Below are 18,911 nucleotides of genomic sequence, written 5' to 3'. Positions count from 1 at the left end.
GAGTCTGAGGTGAAGTTAATCAGGCAGGAAGTTGTGGCAGCTAACAAAATTCAAGATTTTAGATTGGACAGGTTAGAAGCTGCTGCTGTTAAATAGTGCGATCGCTCTAATTTCGGGTTGGGGATTCACTGTACTACTTTTTCGGACACTCCTTGTCTATCGGAGGGGAAAGTGCTGATGTTTCTGACCAAGACGCAAAAAGGGGGTACAAAGTTAACTTGTGTGGGAATGCGAATCGCGCCAAACCTCACCTAAACCTTCCTGGCAACTTGAAAAGCGGAAATGTAATAAATCTCAATACTTCCTCCGTAATTTTCTTCAATCTTCTCCCGTAACCCAGCAAATAAAGCATCCCTAATAGATGCTTCTAACTTTAAATATGGAGAAAGAGTACCTAAAAGCAATAAATAATCATCAACGGTATAAGTTACTTGACATGGAACATGATCATAAACCAAGTCTTTGAATTTACCTGAATCAATGGCTTTTTGTCCAAAAGATTTGACTATTTTTTCTTGAGTGATTCTATCTTCATATCTCGCAGAAGATGGAGCATACATTTTATAAACTTCATGCAATTTTTTGTATACTTCATAATCCGGTTGAGGTGTCATATTCCACAATAAAATTAAACCACCATCTTCCTGTAAAGCATCAGCGGCTTTTACATAAGCTGTTTCCGGGTTCATCCAATGAAAAGAAGTTGCTGCTAAAACAGCTTTAAATTTTCCTGGTGTTAATTTCCATTCTTCAAAAGTCGTTTGTTGAATTGCTACATTTGGATATGCTGCACAGTTTTTTCTAGCAAACTGACAAGCTGCTGGACTGGGATCTAGACAGACCATTGAAAAACCCAATTCAGCAAAAGATACAGTTGCATTTCCTGGACCACATCCTAATTCCAGAATCCTGCTTTCAGAAGTAAGTTGAGCTATTTCTACAGCACGATGAATAATTTCTTGGGGATAACGTGGTCTTACCTTGTTGTAAGCATCTGCTACGGGTGAATACCAATTTTTTCTCAGTTCTAAATCTTGGGGATATAAGTTTTGAATTTGTTCTAGTTCTTTCATATATTCAATATATTAATCATAATTTGAATTTCTATCTAGCAAAAATTTCCTCAATTCTTCTATTGATAAAGGGGGACTAAAAAAATACCCTTGTACTATATCACAATTATTTTGTCTCAGCCAAGCTAACTCATTTTCTGTTTCTACTCCTTCAGCAATAATATTGAGATTGAGATTATTTGCTGTCTGAATGATACTTTTTACAAGTGCCTGTTTATGTTGAAAATGGTCAATTTTACTAATAAAATAACGATCTATTTTGAGATTATAAAAGGAAAATTCTTGCAGATATTTAAATGATGAATAACCCGTGCCAAAGTCGTCAATTGATATTTTAATTCCTTGATTACCTAAAGTATTTAATTTTTGCTTGACTGATTCGATGTCTTGAATAAATGCAGTTTCAGTCAATTCTAATTCAAGTGATTCGCGGGCAATACCTGTTTCGGAAATAATATCAATAATATCTTCACTGAAATTTTCTGTTTTCAACTGATAAGCTGATATATTTACAGCTACCTTCAAATCCTTCAAATTATCAGTTTGTAAATTTTTAATTTGAGAACAAGCTGTTTAAAGTATCCATTCTCCTAAAGTAACAATAAAACCAGATTCTTCAGTAATTGGGATAAATTCTGCTGGAGAAACCATACCATATTCTGGATGTCGCCAACGGATTAACGCTTCTACACAAACTACTTTTCCTGTTTTGATGTTAACTTGAGGCTGGTAATAAAGTTGAAATTCATTTCTCTCTAAAGCATAACGTAAGTCAGTTTCTAAAATAACTTTTCTGAAAAAATTATCTAGAATTTCTTGACTATAAAAATGGTAAAATCTCGTATCTTCTGGCTGATAATGTTCTAAAGCGAATTCTGCATAAGTCAATAATTGACTGAGTTGTAGTCCATCATTGGGATAACAAGCGATTCCTATTTTCGATTGTAAAAATACTTGTTGGCTATTAATAAATAAAGGTTGTGATAAATTATCTAAAATCTGTTGAGCAATATCGGCAACATTTCTAATATTTTGGGTTGGTTTAAGAGAAATTACTAATTGGTCTGTTTTTAAATGAGCGATTAAATCAATGGAATTATTTAGCGATTCTATATTATTTAATCTTTTTGCCAATGCTTTAATAAATAAATACTTCAAGCTACTTTCAAAAAATAACTTATTCCGATAAAGGATATCTACATCAACGAGCAATAAAGGTAGTATTTGATGCTGGTTGTAAACTTGAAGACGGATTTGATGGAAATGCTCTTCCAAAAAAAGTTGGTTAGGTAAACCTGTTAAGCTGTCATGACGAGCCAAATATATAAATTCAGTCTCCATCCGCTGAATTTGATTGACATAGTATTGAGTAACTGCTGTACGTTTTGTGAATTGCGTTTTAATTGCTTTTAAAAGTTCACGTGCTTCAAATGGCTTAGTTAAGTAATCATCAGCACCCAGTTCCATTGCTTGACGCAGATCACATCGTTCGACTTTTCCGGTGAGGAATATAAAAGGAATAGTTGCAGTGATGGGATTTTGTCTTAACGTTTGAATCAGGTTGTATCCGTCTAACCCAGGCATCATTATATCGCAAATAATCAAATCAGGCTGATACTGTTCAACCATCTGTAAACCCAGCCAGCCATTTTCTGCGGTCATAGTCAAGAATCCCTCAATGTCGAGAATTTGCTGAATAACCTCTCGCATCATGGAATCATCTTCAATTATCAAAATCTTCTTCATGAGGTGATGCTTGATTAAAGGTGATAATTTAGATTTTTAACCCAAGTTGTTAAATATAAAAATATGCGGGTGTAGCGGGAGGAAAAGGGTGTAGGGGTGTAGGGGGAGGAAAAGGGTGTAGGGGTGTAAGGGTGTAGGGGTGTAGGGGAGACAAAATAAAAAAATTAATTCTTTCTCCTTCTTTATCCTTTTTTCTCCTGAAATTCTGAATTCCTAATAGTGTAGCGTAGCATTAGCCATACTTCTCAACTCCTGAACTTTTAGGAGTTCTACAGGAATTCTCAATCTGAGGTTGAAAAAGTAGTAAGTTGAAATAGTCAGTAATTAAAGATAGCCTCTTCATGCAAGTTTTTGCAAATCTTCCCTGACTGACGGTTAAATGCTTACGATCAAATTGCAGTTAATTGAAAATCAGCAAATTGATATGACATCTATCTTGCCCCAACCCGAACACAGTGATTCACCCAACTGGGAAGAAGAACTAGATACCGCTATTTTTACGTTTGCAGATATTCAAGCGGAACTCAACTATAAACAAGCAAAAACAGCACTACGAAACTTAGTTAACAATCTTGACCTTACTACCCAGGAAAAATCCGGCTTAGAAGCAGAAATCGCTGACTTAGAAACCATGCTTTTAAAATTAGAAAGTATGGTGGTGCAGATTGCGGCCTTTGGTATGGTGGGACGTGGTAAGTCTTCTCTACTTAATGCTTTGGTGGGTCAAGTGGTTTTTGAAACAGGCCCTTTGCATGGTGTTACTCGTACAGAACAAAAGGTGAATTGGAGTATTAGTGAAGAAGCAATTGGTACTCTAAAAGTGACGTTACCTGCTTCTGGTCAGTCTCAAGTGGAATTAATTGATACTCCGGGATTAGATGAAATAGACGGTGAAACTAGGGCAGCTTTGGCTGAACAGGTAGCAAAACAAGCAGATTTAATTCTGTTTGTGATTTCTGGGGATATGACAAAAGTAGAACATGAGGCGCTTTCTCAGTTAAGAGAAGTCGGTAAACCAATAATTTTAGTGTTTAACAAAGTTGATCAGTATCCAGAAGCTGACAGATTAGCAATTTACAAGAAAATCAGGGATGAGAGGGTAAAAGAATTACTATCACCAGACGAAATTGTTATGTCTGCGGCTTCACCTTTAGTTAAAACTGCGGTAATTGGTGCTGATGGTAAAAGAAGTTTACAGTTGCGTCAAGGTCAAGCGCAAGTAGATGAACTAAAACTGAAAATTTTAGAGATTCTGCAACGGGAAGGTAAGGCTTTGGTGGCTTTGAATTCCATGCTTTATGCTGATACGGTGAATGAGCAAGTTGTTCAGCGTAAATTAATAATTCGGGAACAAAACGCCAATCAGTTGATTTGGAAAGCAGTAATGACCAAAGCTATTGCGATCGCACTCAATCCTGTGACTGTCGTTGATATACTTAGCAGTGTAGTCATTGATATTACTTTAATTTTAGGTTTATCTAAACTCTACGGTATCCAGATGACAGAAAGCGGTGCTGTACAGTTACTACAAAAAATCGCCCTGAGTATGGGCGGAATTGGAGTCAGTGAACTGCTGGCAAACTTGGGCTTGAGTGGTCTAAAAACCTTATTGGGTATTTCTGCATCAGCTACAGCTGGAGTTGCCCTTGGTCCTTATATATCCGTAGCCATAACTCAAGCAGGTGTGGCAGGTGTTTCTTCTTATGGTATTGGGCAAGTTACCAAGGCTTATTTAGCTAATGGGGCAACTTGGGGACCAGAAGGACCAAAAGCAGTAGTTAGTCAAATTTTGTCAACTTTAGATGAAACTTCAATTTTGAACCGCATTAAAGATGAATTATTGACAAAGGTAAGAGGTGACAGGTGACAGGTGACAGTAATCAATTTACCAATTACCCAATTATGATGAAATTTATCGGTATAGATTTTGGTTGGACTTCCCAACCTAGCGGATTATGTTGTTTACAATTAACAGAGGGAAAATTAGAATTACTAGATCTAGATCGTCGAGATAGTATTGCAGATATCTTTGTCTGGATAGATAAAACCGTAAAACCAGAAGAACCAGCCATTATTGCTGTAGATGCACCCACATTAATTCCCAACTCTACAGGTAGTCGTTTACCAGATAAACTCAGTCATAAATACTTTGGTAAATATCACGCCGGATGCTACCCAGCTAACCAAAATTTAGCCTTTGCAGAACGCACTATTAATTTTGGCTTAGAATTAGAATCTCGTGGTTTTAGTCATGCACCCAATATTGAAACCCAAAAACCAGGAAGATATCAAATTGAAGTATTTCCCCACCCAGCAATAGTTAACTTATTTGGATTAGAAAAAATCTTGAAATATAAAAAAGGAAAAATCCAAGAACGGCGTTTAGAACTAATCAAACTACAAAATTATATTCTCGATATTCTCCCTTCACTATTTCCTCCTCTGCGTTCTCTGCGCCTCTGCGGTTCGTTTCCTTCAGAAATCCCCAACACAGGACGACAACTCAAAGAAACAGAAGACAAATTAGATAGTGTAATTTGTGCTTATGTTGGTGCTTATTGGTGGTTTTGGGGAACAGAAAAAAACATAGTTTTAGGAGACGAAAGTACAGGTTATATCGTTGTACCCCAGAGAATTTGTAGTTAAAATTTCTAGATTATAGAATGAACGAACCACTCCAGGCACAGAGTACACGGAGGAATGAGAGTTTGAGAGATATTTTTTCTTCTATAGCTGTAGACAGAGTAGTTAGGACATCTCATCAAACTCCCACTAAAATCAAATTTAAATCCTGAATCCTGTAGGGGTTTAGCATTGCTAAACCCCTACGTCCTAATCTTGATGGCTATAGCTATAAATCTGTGAGGAAATATCCCAAAAATATCATGTTATTTCCGTTTAGTAATTAACCAACCAAAGGCAATAAATAAAATTGTAGCAATAATGCTTAAAATTAAAGAAGCATAAAATGGATTAGGTGGACTGTTGGGAGAAATGATTGGTATGGGTTGGTTAATTTTATCAATGTGTTGAACTATCACACCAGAAAATATTGCACCACCACCGAAACCGATTCCTAATATTTGTACTGTTGTTTCTAAGGATCTATCTCTTTTTGTTTGTTCTATCTCTACAATACCACGAATTGTATCAATTAATTGACTAAACAATTCTTGTCCTGGAGTGAGATAATTAATATTGGTTTGTATTTGTTCTTGCCATTTTTGACATTCTTTATTTAGAAAATCTTGCCAAAATTGGGGACTGATTTGATTATTGATTGCTGTAATTTTATTTAAACAGATTTGAAAATTTTTAATATTAGTCTGAATTGCGGTATTATGGGTTTGTAAATCCTGTAAACAGCGTGTATAATCAAAACTTTTTTTAGGAATGTCTAATAATAATTGCTGCAAGTCTGATATTTTAATGTTTGGTTTCGATATTAAATCTTGAAATTCCTGAATTGTATTCTCTACATAACTGTGAATATTTCTCTCATTTTGGTAACTTTGACTTGCTATGTAATTAAGAAACAAAATTTTATGATCACAGCATAATAAATCTCGTAACCAGTTGTAAGCAGTTCTTTGAAGTTGTAATGTATCAATTTGTGGATGATTAATTGGTTTATTTAATTGGATAATAATTTGGCTTTGTGCTACCGGGTTATTGACTTGATTATTTTGATATGTTTGATAAATAAATAATTCACTATCGAACAAATTTCCTGAGTCATTTAAAAAAGTATTAAACCCTGTATTTGCAAATAAAGCGTTAGCAATTTTTTCTGCTAATAATTGACAATCTTCGTTTGCGTCAACTCCTCCATAAATCCATAAACTTTGTCCTAATGATGCTTGAAGTTTGTCAGGTAATAAATTATCAGGTTTAAAATTTTGAATTTCTGATATATTAATATCAATATTATTTTCTGATTCTGGAATAAAGGTTAAATCAACTGCGTAGGTGTCATTAAGTAAAAAGGGTTGTAAATTGACATTAATTTTCCCACCCTGTGTAGTTGTAAAACTTCCTAAATCTAAATCTTGGGAATTGGTTAACCATTCGGTTTTTCTTCCTATCTCCTTTTGAGGTGCATAGTTACCATTGTCATAACAAATTAATTGAGATTTGATATCTTTTAAACTGGTAGCAGGAAAGGAAGAAACACCAATATTAACTAAATTATCCCATAGAAGGCTGGCATTTGCCACAACTTGATCAGGTGTATGTGCAAGAGTGTGTCGCAAATGAAAAGCATAGAGGGTAAGACTAAAATTCTTCACGGTTATAGTTATGGTTTTGGTGGGGATTTTTTATCATCAGATAAAGGTGAATTTAATTTTATAGCATTTTGAATCAGTTCTTTAGAAGATTCACTCTGTTGGTTTGCAGGTGTGGTTGATTTTGTACCACCAGCACCTAAAGTTTGACCATCATCATTTAAAGAAGAAGGAATTTCTTGTCTTTTATTTTTAAACACCTCATTAATTTGACTTCTTGAATCTAATTTTAACCAGTTTCTAATTCCATTAGCTATTTCTTCTGAATCATTTGGTAGACTATCTATTAATTCAGTAAGACTTAACCAGTCTTCTGGAGAAAATAAAGCTGGTTCAGATTCAATAACTTGTACAAAAGCTAGAATAGTTCTTTGATAAGCAGACATTTTTTAAACTCCTTTACCAATTGCACAAAAAGCTGACCAATAAAAAGGAGATACAAATATTTTAGTATCTTTTCCTTTTTTTCGTTCTTCTACTTGAAAATAATCATCTAATTCATCTTGCCAATCTTCATCAAGATTTGATTTAATTAGCCATTTCCTAAAGTCTGCTATCGTTGCATCTCTTAACCATCTTTGGGAATTTTGTAAAGCCAAGACTATATTATTTTGATGTTGTAACTGCTCATAAAATCTTACCATTAATAAAGCCGTAGCTATTGCACTAACAGTCCACAAACTACCAACTATATTGGTGCTACCAGCTAACAGAAAACCATTAGGTAAACCAATATATTCATCACTAATATTTGTACCATCTATCATGCCTGTTTCGCAAGCAGCCAGAGTAACTAAACGACAATTTTCTAATTTAATATGAGTGATAATATCTCCTAAAGTGAGAATTTTATCCGCTAATTTTAAACCAGAATTGAGAGGAATATTAACATTGAAATAACCATGACAAAAGAAAAAGAGATTATTAGCTTCCGTCAAATTTTTATTATTTGGAATAATTGCTGATTCTTTAGCTTTATCTTGTTTTAAAATATCACTGTTACTAAACTGCTTTTTAATCACTGAAACTGCACCTAAATCTCTTCCATATAAATCTTCTGTGGGTGTTTGAATAGCAAATAAAGATTGAAAATCATTGCATTCACGCAATTGAACCTGTTGTAATACTTGTAAACTTGGTGTATAACCCACACCTTGAGGAAATAAATCCATTAAATATGAATTTCTTATGGGTAAAGCATGGAGAGGGAAAAGGTGTAAAAATTGATGAGGAATCAAAATCAGTTTTTCACATTGTAGCGGTATTTTATCTAAAATTTCCTCAATGTGTAGGATTGACGCTAACTTTTGTAACTGTTGTTCTAACTGATTTTTCCATACTTGTTTTTGTTCTCTATAGTTACCTACATATTCATTAGCCAAATCAAATAAAGCTTGTCTTTCTACTGATGAAGATTCCCAAATTTTGATTTCTTTACCTCCTGGTTGAATCACAAAAGCGAGAATTTTATCAAAAGTAATATACCATTCAATTATTGCTGTATCATTATCAACTATTTTCTCTAATGATGCAAAATTAAACCTATAACCAATGGGTAAATGTGTATCTTGTAATTGTTGCCGTTGTTGTCGTAATTTCTGAAGATGTTGCCATAAAAATGTAGTATTCTTAACCTTTCCAGTTTGCAGTAAATTCTGTCCACTCGCTATTTCATCTCGCAGTTGCTCTAACTGGGTAACAACCGCAAGAGGGAAGATGGTTTTTAAGTCACGGTTAAGGATTTCTTCTACTAAATTGCAAGTTTTACTGCGTTCAATATATTCAATAGCTTCTGTTTCTCTACCCAATACTAAACAAACTTGCACCATACGTATAAAAATTTTATTCCATTCTTCCGCTTGTTTGCGTTTACTTTCTTCTCCAGAAATAATTTCACCGCGCAAATCTTCAAAAATTCCAATGGCAGATTTAAAGGTATCGTAAGCTAAATCTAACTGTTGTGATTCTTGGTAAGCAATACCCAAACTTGATAAAATTTGGGCGTTATGTTGAGGAAAATCTGTTTGAGTATAAACCTCTAAAGCATTAGTATAAGCATTGATAGCCTTAATGGCCTCTTCCAGATTCTCGTTTTTATCTCCCCTGATTCTGTTACTGTAGGCAAGCCCCAGATTATTTTGCGTCTCTGCCCATTTTTCAGGAAAAGCGGTGCGGGTTCTGACTTCTAAAGCATTAGTATAAGCAGCAATAGCTTTTTCCAGATTATCCGCTTTATTTCCCCTGATTCTCTCACTGTAGGCAGCCCCCAGATTATTTTTCGTCATTGCCCAATCTTGAGAAAAATCATCGGTGCGCGTATAAAATTCTAAAGCATTAGTATAAGCAGCAATAGCCTTTTCCAGATTATCCGCTTTATCTCCCCTGATTCTCTCACGGTAGGCATTCCCCAGATTATTTTTCGTCGTTGCCCAATCTTGAGAAAAATCATCAGTGCGTGTATAAAATTCTAAAGCATCAGAAAAAGCAGCAATAGCCTTTTCCAGATTATCCGCTTTATCTCCCTTGATTCTCTTACGGTAGGCAACCCCCAAATTATTTTGCGTCGTTGCCCTTTTTTGAGGAAAAGCCGTGCAGGTTCTGACTTCTAAAGCATCAGTATAAGCAGCGATCACAATTTCAATGTTATCGGCTTTATCTCCCCTGATTCTCTCACTGTAGGCAGCCCCCAGATTATTTCGCGTGGTTGCCCAATCTACAAGAAAATCAGTGCGGGTTCTGACTTCTAAAGCATCAGTATAAGCAGCGATCGCAATTTCAATGTTATCGGCTTTATTTCCCCTGATTCTGTTTAAGTAGGCATTACCCAAATTATTTTTCGTCATTGCCCAATTTTTCGGGGAAGTGGGACGGGTATAGACTGAGGAAACTATGTCATAACCAGTGATAGCAATTTCGATGTTATCGGCTTGATCACCTAAACGAAATTCTCGAATCAGATTACTAAAATTACCTATAACTCCAGCTAGGGATTGTGCTGTATGTGGTTCTGCGTCTTTTAGTGTTTTTGTTGCCCAATCCCGTAATAATTGAGCAAACGTACCATCTAATTTATCTGTATTCGCTGCAAGTAGGGGATAAACTACCTGGGGATTATCTTCATTTTCTGCGATTTTCTTTAATACTTCTAATAAAAATTTTTGATAAGTTTCAATATCAGCTTCATTAACTGGGGTTTCTGTTTTTGGAGTATTTTCATATAGGGGTATATTTAACTTTTCACTCAGTTGAGATGCTAAAGCCAGTAACCAGTTAGCAGTATTTTCCTCTCCCTCCTGGGAAAACATCCCCGCTAACCTTACTACCACCCCACATTCCGCACTTCAAAATGTCATACGTTAATACTTCAATTAATTTGACAAAAAATGTTGACATAATTCAGTATTTAAACGTATGAACTACAGACCTTTGGCGATCGCTATTCAACGACCATTAACCCCAATTTTTGTAGTCTTTGTATATTACAAAACGAAGTGCGGAATGTGGGTACCACCTGTAAAAAGTCAGCATCTAATAATTCGCTGTTAGCTTCTAATATTGCCGGTTCTTCACCATTTGGGCAATTTAGCAATTGTTGAATTAGCTGTTGATATGCCTGGAGACGCTGTTCATCCATAAATTAGGGTGGGGTGAGGGTAACATTTAATGATGCTTCAATAGCATTTTCCCCTATTTCGGAAAATTGTATCCTGTAAATCCTGAAATCTTGGACATCCTGATTCTGACATCCTTATGCAATCCATGATCCAGGGAATAAATTCCCTGTCTCAAAGCTAAAGTCGGTTTTAACCGACTGGAATCTAATTTAATTTAATGAGAATCACATCCTGTAAATCCTCAAATCCTGGAAATCCTGATTCTGACAAAAAAATCTGATGCTGACAATTGCTAGTTTATAATTTATCTAAGTGTAACTTTTCCATTTACCAAAGAGGAATAAGTGATGAAAGGATGGGAAACTTTAGATGCAATAGAAAGACAAGCTGATAAATTAAGTGGCGCATGGGTATTTCGAGGAACAAGAGTTCCGGTAGCTGCATTATTTGAAAATTTGCGTGATGGTGCAACAGTAGATGAATTTTTGGAATGGTTTCCACCTGTGCAAAGATCACAAGTTGAAGCTGTACTTAATTATGAGCTTGAAAAATTAACTGCTTAGATATAATTGGAGATGAAAATTCTTTTTGATCAGGGAACTCCTGTACCATTACGAAAATATTTAACAGATCATTCTGTAACCACAGCTTACGAAGAAGGATGGTCTAATTTATCCAATGGAGATTTATTAAAAGCTGCTGAAAATAAAGGATATCAAATACTTGTTACAACAGATCAGAATTTGCGTTATCAACAAAATTTGAGTGAACGTCAAATTGCTATTGTGGTTTTACTATCAACTTCATGGCCAAAAATTAGAACACAAGTTGATAAAATTTGTTCTGTCATCAATGCAACTAACTTATGTGATTATCAAGAAATTTCTATCATCTAGTGTAATTTACTATTTAACAATCACATCCTTAAATCTTGGACATCCTGATTCAGACAAAAAAAATGACAGAAACAACCGCCAACTATGATCAAACTTGGAAAGAAGCGATTACACAATATTTTGAATCATTCATCCAGTTCTTTTACCCCAACCTACACACAAAAATAGATTGGAGTAAAACCCCCATCTCCCTCGATAAAGAACTAGAACAAATTACCGCATCTAGTCAAACTAAAAAACGCTATGCGGATAAATTGTTTCAAGTTTGGCTATTAAATAATGAAGTCATCTGGATTTTGATCCACATAGAAGTACAAAGTCAATATGACAAAGAATTTACCCAAAGAATGTACATCTATAACTATCGTTCCTTTGATTTATTTCATAAACCAGTCATCAGTTTAGCCATCTTAGGAGATGAAGACGAAAAATGGCGACCGAATAGTTATGAATATGGCTTAGATGATAGTTTCGTAAAAATGCAATTTAGTATTGTGAAGCTATTAGACTATCAATGGTCAGACCTAACCACCAGTAACAACTTGTTTGCTATAATAGTCATGGCACATCTGAAAACCAAAGCCACGACTAAAGACTTAACGCAACGAGAACAATGGAAATGGAACATAGTCAGACCATTATATCAAAAAGGCTTAACGAGATTTGATATTATCAACTTAGTTAAGTTCATTGATAAAATGATGACCTTACCACCACCATTACAAACTGCATTCAACCACAAATTAGAACAACATGAAAAGGAGTTAAATATGCCTTTTATCAGTCCTATTGAAGAAATGGCAGAAGCACGTGGTACTAGGAAAAACTGCCAAAACAATATTATCAAAATTCTGTCCAATAGATTTAACTCTGTCCCCGAATTGATGAGCGATTCTCTGAAAAAAATTGAAGATATAACTATTTTGGAAAATCTGCTTTTATCGAGTATTAGTGTTAATTCTTTGGAGGAAATGCAAAATTTAATTGATGCCGAATTACAGGAAAGTTAATGATATTATATCCCTGATTTATTCTATCCTTATTAATTCAGGGATTGATCAAAATCTTCATTATGTAAATCCTTAAATCCTGGATATTATCTCGACTTCGCGGTAGTTGAACGTAGTCGAAACTCGATAACCACCCGATTCTGACCAAAAACAGATAAAATCTATAAAGTAAAAACTGTTTACGGTTATGAAATAAAGAACTCCTATAAACCTAACAGAAGAAAAAATGACCTCAACACCCTATGAAACCGACTATAACCAATGGATACAAGAAACAGTACAAAAACTGCGAGAACGAGATTTTAATGATATAGATTGGGAAAATTTAATAGAAGAAATAGAAAGCATGGGGAAAAATGATAAACGGGCATTGATGAGTCTTTTAACCCGGCTTTTAGAACATCTTTTAAAACTAGCCTATTGGGAATCGGAAAAACCAAGATCAGGTAATCACTGGGCTTCAGAAATTGTTAACTTTCGTTCCCAAATTCAAACAAGATTAGAAGATAGCCCCAGCCTCAAATCTCAACTTGTTACTATGTATGAAAAAGCCTATCCTGTCGCTAGAAAATCTGTTTCTAAACTATTTACACTTCCCCCAGAAGCGGAAATTACTCTCTCCCAAGCTTTAGATGAAGATTGGTTTCCCAACCAAGAAAACTAATAAATACTAATAATATAGGAATCCGATTTGGTTTCTAAATTTACTTGTGTAGGTAGGGAACAGGGAATATACATTTTTTTCTGCCTCCTCCCTTCTGCCTCCTGCCTTCATTAAAAGATTTTAGATTTTAGACTTTAGATAAATAATCCAAAATCCAAAATCCAAAATCCAAAATTGTCTTACTCAGCCCAAGCAATTAACCTGGGTTCATAAGGATTAGCAAGATATTGGTTCTGTGGTAAAACACGCAACGATAAACCCTGCAAACCAGAGGTAGTGTAGGTGAGATCGGCTGTGTAAATACTTAAACCTTCGCTATCCTGTCCTTGATAATCCATGACAACAGGTACAGCATTAACAATTTCACCATTAGCATCAATTGAACCTTGATATAATTCCACCCGCACATCATCATTGATTAAAGTTGCCAAATCAACCTTAGCTTTTACAGACACAGTTTGATTAACTTCAATTTCTGACGCTGCGGACACATCAATATCTTTGATTTTGATGTTAAACCAATGTTCACTTAATTTTGCTTTCCAATCTGCTAATTCCTTAGCTGGGGCATAATTATCAACTGTGAGAGTATGATAGCGATCGCTGGCGGGAAAATAAGCCCTTTGTGCATATTCCCGTACCATCCGCGCAGTATTAAAGAAAGGACAATTCAACCGAATTGCATCCTTCATTTTCGCCACCCAAGGACGGGGTAAACCATCCTCATCCCGGTGATCATAAAATAAAGGTACAACTTCTTTTTCTAACAACTCATACAGGGCGTTAGCTTCTATTTCATCCTGATAATTAGGATCTTCGTAATTTTCCCCATGTCCAATTGCCCAACCAGTGCGGACATAATCAGCCTCATCCCACCAACCATCGAGTACGCTTAAATTAGGCAGTCCATTCATCGCTGCCTTCATGCCGCTAGTACCGGAAGCTTCACGGGGACGACGGGGAGTATTTAACCAAATATCACAACCTGCCACCATCAACCGGGCAATGTGAATGTCGTAGTTAGGCACAAACACCACCTGTTTTTCTAAATGGTGTTCGCGGATAAAGTGATTAATATCCCGAATCAGTTCTTTACCGGGAATATCTTTCGGGTGTGCTTTACCAGCAATGACAAACTGCACTTTGCGATGTTTGTTACCCAACAAAATTCGCTTAATCCGCTCTAAATCACGCATCCAGAGAGTTGCGCGTTTGTAGGTAGCAAAGCGACGGGCAAAACCAATAGTCAGAACATTGGGATCGAGAACTTCCTGTGCCTGGGCAATATCAGAAGCAGAAGCACCGCGATCGCGTAAATGCTTGACCAAATGATCCCGCACATACAAAATCATATCCAGACGGCAGCGTTCGTGATTCCGCCATAACTCCTCATCAGGAATAGAGTCCATCCGTTCCCACAATGGACTATCTGGTGCTACCGATGACCAGTTTGGGCCAAGATAGCGATCGTATAACTCCTGAGTAGATTTAGAGACACAACTGCGAGCATGAACACCATTAGTAATTGCTGCAATTGGTACTTCATCAACTGGTACTTTCTTCCACAAACCATGGAACATTTGCCGCGAGACCACACCGTGCAACTGTGCCACACCATTAGAAAATGTCGCCATCTTCAATGCCAACACCGCCATACTAAAAGGCGCGGATAAATCACCAGTATTTTCCCGTCCTAGTCCTAAAAACTGTTCTTTAGGCAAACCAAAGATATCTGCGTAATACCCCAAATAATACAAAATCTTATCTGGTGGAAATAAATCAATCCCCGCAGGTACAGGAGTGTGGGTAGTAAAGATATTACTAGAAGCTACTACCTGTTTAGCTTGGGCATAACTTAAACCTTGTTCCTGAATTAAAATGCGGATGCGTTCTAAAGCCGAGAAGGCAGCATGGCCTTCATTCATGTGGTAAGCTGTTACCTCATAACCCAAAGCTTTTAACATCTGCACACCACCGATGCCCAGCATAATTTCCTGGTGGATACGCATATCAATATCACCACCATACAACTGGTCGGTGATGTCGTGGTCATAAGCCTTGTTGGGTTCAATATTAGTATCCAGCATATACAGGGGAACAGTTCCCACCTGCACACGCCACACCCTAGCGTATACCTTGCGTCCTGGATAATCTACCGCAATCCGTAGCTCTGTGCCATCGGGGTTACGTTCCAAATGCAAGGGCATATTATAAAAATCGTTGATGGGGTAACGTTCTTGTTGCCAACCATCAGCATTGAGATACTGGGCAAAGTAACCTTGTTGATAGAGTAAACCCACACCAACCAACGGTAATCCCAAATCACTAGCAGATTTGAGGTGATCTCCTGCCAGAACTCCCAAACCGCCAGAATAGACAGGTAAACAATCCACCAATCCAAACTCGGCGGAAAAGTAAGCGTAGCATTCCTTTGGTGTCTGTTCTCGTTGTTTATTATACCAAGTGCGCTCCTGCAAATAATCTTCTAATTGACGGGCAGCACGATCCATTTGTGCCAGGAAGCCTTCATCTTCCACAACTTCCAATAGCCGCCCTTGACTGATAGTACCCAGCATTAACACCGGGTTATGATGGCTAGACTCCCACAAATCTGGATCTAAACGACGAAATAAGTCTTTACTCTCAACATTCCAATCAAAATGTAGATTGTATGCTAGTTTCCGCAGAGGTTCTAGTCGTTGAGGTAGTGAAGGAGAAACGTTAAATGTGCGAATTGGCTGCATAGTTTGGCAAAAGTTCTAATTCAGATATGGTTATTGTTTACCGTCTTTACCCAATGTTGCCAATTCTTTATACTAAGTTTGTGAATTTTTGATGACTTTATTGGCATTGAGAATTTTTCTCTCACTCTTTGCTAGAGTTGACAGTTAGTAGTTTTATGGGCAAATGTCCTCAACCTACTAGCACGGCTTGGCTTAAGCCATACTCCTGATAGACTAACTTGGCATTACCCATACTCGTCACCAGAAAATTACATTATGTACATCTAGCAATGAATCCAAAAATCTTAATTATTTTTTAATAAGTTTGAGTATCGGAATTGCCACCGTAATTCCTAACTCTGATATAGCAGCTTTCAGCAGTCAGCGGTCAGCAGTAAACCCATTTTGCTGCAAGGCTTTGTCATAAAATGTACCTTATTGATCTGCAATATGCTGTATGTTACCTTTGGATTTCATGGAAAAACACAGGGACTCGCCGGAGGCTATATTTTGAGTTTTGAATTTTGAATTTTCAATTGGTATTATATGGCATACTGAGAGCTAGTGCAGCAGCAAAAGCCATCTCGGCAGCAATTTGATAAGCTAGTTTGATATTGGATGAAGCATCCTTATCTTTAACAAAACAGTAATTTTTCTGATTTATTGTCTCTTGTTTGACCTCATTGTCCGCAATAGAACGGTGCAGAATAATCAAAGCATCTAAGTCTTCTGAGTCATAATTAGTTTGCAGAAGTTTATGGATCTGGTCTTGTGCCATAACACTCAAATAGCCAGTATCTAAAGCTTGCTGCACAATTTCTTTAATTGCGATCATACGCCAACCATCTGTGTCAGTTAAAAGAGATATTTTACTTTGTAAGTGGAATTTGTATTGTTAAATTTTTGTAAGCATAAAACTTACACCAAGCTACGTTATCAGCCGTCAGTAGTCAGCAGTCAGTAAGAAGTTTAAAATCAGCTATAGGACTACTATTTGATTTTTGATAGCTTGCGTGGCGTAGCCATACAAAACTCAGTACACCTAAATTCTATAAAACCCTTTTGCCTTTTGCCTCTTGCCTTTTGCCTGCCTACACAAGTAAATTCAGAAACCAAACCGGATTCCTATATATCTCAATTGTTACAGATACAAATCCTAGAGAATCGACGGATTTTTGCGAAAAGATTATCCATGAAAAATAAATTGTGTTATCGTTGGAATTAATTATTAACTTGAAACCGCCGATGTCATTAAAAGCGTGATTTGGTTAGCCTGTAAATCATTTGTGTGCAACATGATTAGAGCAGCATTCTTTAGAAATTCTTTACCAGAAAGCCGTCATAGCAATCGGGGAAGTGCTTACTTGTTTGCACCTATGGTCAATTTCAATGTGATGGCAGAAGTGGGTGACACTCCACCTTAGATTTTTATACTTAAAAATACTAATTATATTCTTAGCATTCAGTCGCTAGAAAACTGCTTTTATCCAAAACAATGTCGCTACCTAATTTGGAAGAGTTAAATGGCTGAATTATCAATTGACAATTGACAATTGACAATTGTTGAAACCATTTGGGATTTTAGATTGTGAAATACCGACGGGATATGTTTTTCACAATTCCATCCATCCCATTGTTGGGTCAAATTGGTATCACCATTGTTGTGTTAATCTTCAGGTTTTTTGCTGATAGCTGACTGCTGATAGCTGATTTGTTAAGCAACAAAAATTACATTGTAAGTTAAGTAAAACAGTGAGAGTAGTGAGAGAAAACCTTGATTACTGTCTTACTAGATGTCTTTTTGTTGTTATATAGCCTATTGATATGAGTTTGGTAGCAAACGCATAAAAGCCATCTGACAGGAAGTATTTGGCAGACAGACGATAACTATATCAATAGGTATATAAAAAGCTTGGCGATTTTTGTCGATGCACTCTGATTGTTTCTTATTTACTGAGTGTTGAGTAAAAAATGTGCAGCAGAAAGTTATGGGGTTACTCACTACTCGGTACTTCTGAACTTGTCCCTCTTTCCTGTAACGCGCCTTCTGACTCCTCAATAGCGACTTACATCACTGATTAACTGCATCTAGGAATACTAGGAACACCAGAAACAAAAATACAAGACAAGAGAAATTTTCACTCTTGTCAAAACAATTGATTGGAGATGTTTTACCCATGATTAACCAGCAATATTCTGCAAAATTAGAGCGATTCCAAGAACTTTTAATAACTACTTTGTTAGGAGATATTCCTACTATTGTCCTAGGCCCCCACTTGAGAAGGTTACTATATCGTCGTATTTTTGCCTCTATGGGTGAAAAAGTGTACATTCAGCATGGCGTAGAATTTCTGCGTACTGCTGGGATCGAAATTGGTAATGGAGTACACATTTTCAAAAATGTCCGTCTAGATGCCAAAGGACACCCAAACAACAGAATTCATTTAGGAAAGGGAGTAGCAATTGAGCGCAACGTGGATATAGGTTGTCTGGATAATACCCATATTCATATTGATGAAGATACTTTTATTGCTCCTAACGTCTGTATTGCTGGGCCTGGAGACATAAGAATTGGCAAGCAATGTATGATTGCATCTCAGACTGGTATCTATGCCAATAATCATAATTTTTCTGATCCATTATCACCAATCAAACAGCAAGGTGTGACTCGTCAGGGAATTGTTATTGAAGATGACTGTTGGTTAGGACATGGAGTCACTGTATTAGATGGCGTGACCATTGGTAAAGGTAGTATCATTGGTGCGGGAGCAGTAGTCAGTAAAGATATTCCTGCTTACTCTGTTGCGGTGGGTATACCGGCAAAAGTGATTAAAAGCAGAACTGGGTTGCAGGATGTAGGGTGTAGGGTGTAGGGTGTGGGGTGTGGGGTGTGGGGTGT

At 36.5% G+C, this 18,911-nt stretch carries 15 protein-coding genes and 1 pseudogene; 8 read left to right on the top strand and 8 right to left on the bottom strand.

Annotated elements, in window-relative coordinates:
* Nucleotides 1-251: 251 nt before the first annotated feature.
* Nucleotides 252-1,073 (bottom strand): class I SAM-dependent methyltransferase, encoded by an 822-nt coding sequence (locus A0J48_RS22220; protein ID WP_200326763.1) that lies wholly within the window; start codon nt 1,071-1,073, stop codon nt 252-254.
* A gap of 12 nt (nt 1,074-1,085) precedes the next feature.
* Nucleotides 1,086-2,819 (bottom strand): annotated as a pseudogene (locus tag A0J48_RS22215) (EAL domain-containing response regulator).
* Nucleotides 2,820-3,243: 424 nt separating this feature from the next.
* Between A0J48_RS22215 and A0J48_RS22210 the strand changes: the two are divergent.
* A complete protein-coding gene (locus A0J48_RS22210) occupies nt 3,244-4,686 on the top strand; it encodes a GTP-binding protein (RefSeq protein WP_200326762.1) in 1,443 nt (480 codons plus the stop codon).
* Between the two features lie 38 nt (nt 4,687-4,724).
* The gene (locus A0J48_RS22205) at nt 4,725-5,465 is read left to right on the top strand and encodes a DUF429 domain-containing protein (protein ID WP_200326766.1); all 741 of its coding nucleotides are present in this window, start codon (nt 4,725-4,727) and stop codon (nt 5,463-5,465) included.
* 242 nt (nt 5,466-5,707) lie between these two features.
* Here the strand turns inward: A0J48_RS22205 and A0J48_RS22200 are convergent, their stop codons facing one another.
* The 4 genes from A0J48_RS22200 to A0J48_RS22185 form a co-directional block, all read right to left on the bottom strand.
* Entirely contained in the window at nt 5,708-7,108 is a 1,401-nt protein-coding gene (locus tag A0J48_RS22200) for a hypothetical protein (RefSeq protein ID WP_200326761.1), read from the bottom strand.
* Between the two features lie 8 nt (nt 7,109-7,116).
* On the bottom strand, nt 7,117-7,491 hold the full coding sequence (locus A0J48_RS22195; RefSeq protein ID WP_200326760.1) for a hypothetical protein: 375 nt from the start codon (nt 7,489-7,491) through the stop codon (nt 7,117-7,119).
* 3 nt (nt 7,492-7,494) lie between these two features.
* A complete protein-coding gene (locus A0J48_RS22190; RefSeq protein WP_200326765.1) occupies nt 7,495-10,410 on the bottom strand; it encodes a CHAT domain-containing protein in 2,916 nt (971 codons plus the stop codon).
* Between the two features lie 131 nt (nt 10,411-10,541).
* Nucleotides 10,542-10,739 (bottom strand): hypothetical protein, encoded by a 198-nt coding sequence (locus A0J48_RS22185; protein ID WP_200326759.1) that lies wholly within the window; start codon nt 10,737-10,739, stop codon nt 10,542-10,544.
* Nucleotides 10,740-11,066: 327 nt separating this feature from the next.
* On the opposite strand from A0J48_RS22185, the gene A0J48_RS22180 reads away from it, so the two are divergent.
* The 4 genes from A0J48_RS22180 to A0J48_RS22165 all read left to right on the top strand — a co-directional run bounded on the left by A0J48_RS22180 (nt 11,067) and on the right by A0J48_RS22165 (nt 13,289).
* Nucleotides 11,067-11,282 (top strand): DUF433 domain-containing protein, encoded by a 216-nt coding sequence (locus A0J48_RS22180; RefSeq protein WP_200326758.1) that lies wholly within the window; start codon nt 11,067-11,069, stop codon nt 11,280-11,282.
* A gap of 12 nt (nt 11,283-11,294) precedes the next feature.
* A complete protein-coding gene (locus tag A0J48_RS22175) occupies nt 11,295-11,615 on the top strand; it encodes a DUF5615 family PIN-like protein (RefSeq protein WP_234301095.1) in 321 nt (106 codons plus the stop codon).
* Between the two features lie 62 nt (nt 11,616-11,677).
* A complete protein-coding gene (locus A0J48_RS22170; RefSeq protein WP_200326757.1) occupies nt 11,678-12,625 on the top strand; it encodes an RpnC/YadD family protein in 948 nt (315 codons plus the stop codon).
* 226 nt (nt 12,626-12,851) lie between these two features.
* On the top strand, nt 12,852-13,289 hold the full coding sequence (locus A0J48_RS22165) for a DUF29 domain-containing protein (protein ID WP_200326756.1): 438 nt from the start codon (nt 12,852-12,854) through the stop codon (nt 13,287-13,289).
* A gap of 179 nt (nt 13,290-13,468) precedes the next feature.
* Here A0J48_RS22165 and glgP read toward each other — a convergent pair whose 3' ends face one another.
* A complete protein-coding gene (gene glgP / locus A0J48_RS22160; protein ID WP_200326755.1) occupies nt 13,469-16,033 on the bottom strand; it encodes an alpha-glucan family phosphorylase in 2,565 nt (854 codons plus the stop codon).
* Between the two features lie 511 nt (nt 16,034-16,544).
* Nucleotides 16,545-16,847 carry a hypothetical protein gene (locus A0J48_RS22155; protein ID WP_200326754.1) on the bottom strand — a complete coding sequence of 101 codons (303 nt, stop codon included), beginning with the start codon at nt 16,845-16,847 and terminating at the stop codon, nt 16,545-16,547.
* Nucleotides 16,848-17,307: 460 nt separating this feature from the next.
* On the opposite strand from A0J48_RS22155, the gene A0J48_RS27520 reads away from it, so the two are divergent.
* Both A0J48_RS27520 and A0J48_RS22150 read left to right on the top strand, forming a co-directional pair.
* Nucleotides 17,308-17,436, top strand: coding sequence for a hypothetical protein (locus A0J48_RS27520; RefSeq protein ID WP_267910330.1), 129 nt, complete (start codon nt 17,308-17,310; stop codon nt 17,434-17,436).
* A 753-nt stretch (nt 17,437-18,189) separates the two neighbouring features.
* A complete protein-coding gene (locus A0J48_RS22150) occupies nt 18,190-18,885 on the top strand; it encodes an acyltransferase (protein ID WP_200326764.1) in 696 nt (231 codons plus the stop codon).
* The last annotated feature ends 26 nt before the right edge of the window (nt 18,886-18,911 follow it).

It is taken from the genome of Sphaerospermopsis aphanizomenoides BCCUSP55, from assembly GCF_001586785.1.
In the GTDB taxonomy this organism is placed as follows: Bacteria; Cyanobacteriota; Cyanobacteriia; order Cyanobacteriales; family Nostocaceae; genus Sphaerospermopsis_A; species Sphaerospermopsis_A aphanizomenoides_A.
The sequence above is the reverse complement of the archived record's forward strand: the minus strand, read 5'-3'. Positions and strand labels throughout refer to the sequence as shown.

Excerpts from the sequence above, each read along its gene's own strand:
- A0J48_RS22185 (WP_200326759.1), bottom strand. The coding sequence starts at position 10,739 with ATGGATGAACAGCGTCTCCAGGCATATCAACAGCTAATTCAACAATTG.
- A0J48_RS22190 (WP_200326765.1), bottom strand. The coding sequence starts at position 10,410 with ATGTTTTCCCAGGAGGGAGAGGAAAATACTGCTAACTGGTTACTGGCT.
- A0J48_RS22155 (WP_200326754.1), bottom strand. The coding sequence starts at position 16,847 with ATGATCGCAATTAAAGAAATTGTGCAGCAAGCTTTAGATACTGGCTAT.
- A0J48_RS22150 (WP_200326764.1), top strand. The coding sequence starts at position 18,190 with ATGATTAACCAGCAATATTCTGCAAAATTAGAGCGATTCCAAGAACTT.
- A0J48_RS22220 (WP_200326763.1), bottom strand. The coding sequence starts at position 1,073 with ATGAAAGAACTAGAACAAATTCAAAACTTATATCCCCAAGATTTAGAA.
- A0J48_RS27520 (WP_267910330.1), top strand. The coding sequence starts at position 17,308 with ATGATTAGAGCAGCATTCTTTAGAAATTCTTTACCAGAAAGCCGTCAT.
- glgP (WP_200326755.1), bottom strand. The coding sequence starts at position 16,033 with ATGCAGCCAATTCGCACATTTAACGTTTCTCCTTCACTACCTCAACGA.
- A0J48_RS22195 (WP_200326760.1), bottom strand. The coding sequence starts at position 7,491 with ATGTCTGCTTATCAAAGAACTATTCTAGCTTTTGTACAAGTTATTGAA.
- A0J48_RS22205 (WP_200326766.1), top strand. The coding sequence starts at position 4,725 with ATGAAATTTATCGGTATAGATTTTGGTTGGACTTCCCAACCTAGCGGA.
- A0J48_RS22170 (WP_200326757.1), top strand. The coding sequence starts at position 11,678 with ATGACAGAAACAACCGCCAACTATGATCAAACTTGGAAAGAAGCGATT.
- A0J48_RS22210 (WP_200326762.1), top strand. The coding sequence starts at position 3,244 with ATGACATCTATCTTGCCCCAACCCGAACACAGTGATTCACCCAACTGG.
- A0J48_RS22165 (WP_200326756.1), top strand. The coding sequence starts at position 12,852 with ATGACCTCAACACCCTATGAAACCGACTATAACCAATGGATACAAGAA.
- A0J48_RS22180 (WP_200326758.1), top strand. The coding sequence starts at position 11,067 with ATGAAAGGATGGGAAACTTTAGATGCAATAGAAAGACAAGCTGATAAA.
- A0J48_RS22175 (WP_234301095.1), top strand. The coding sequence starts at position 11,295 with ATGAAAATTCTTTTTGATCAGGGAACTCCTGTACCATTACGAAAATAT.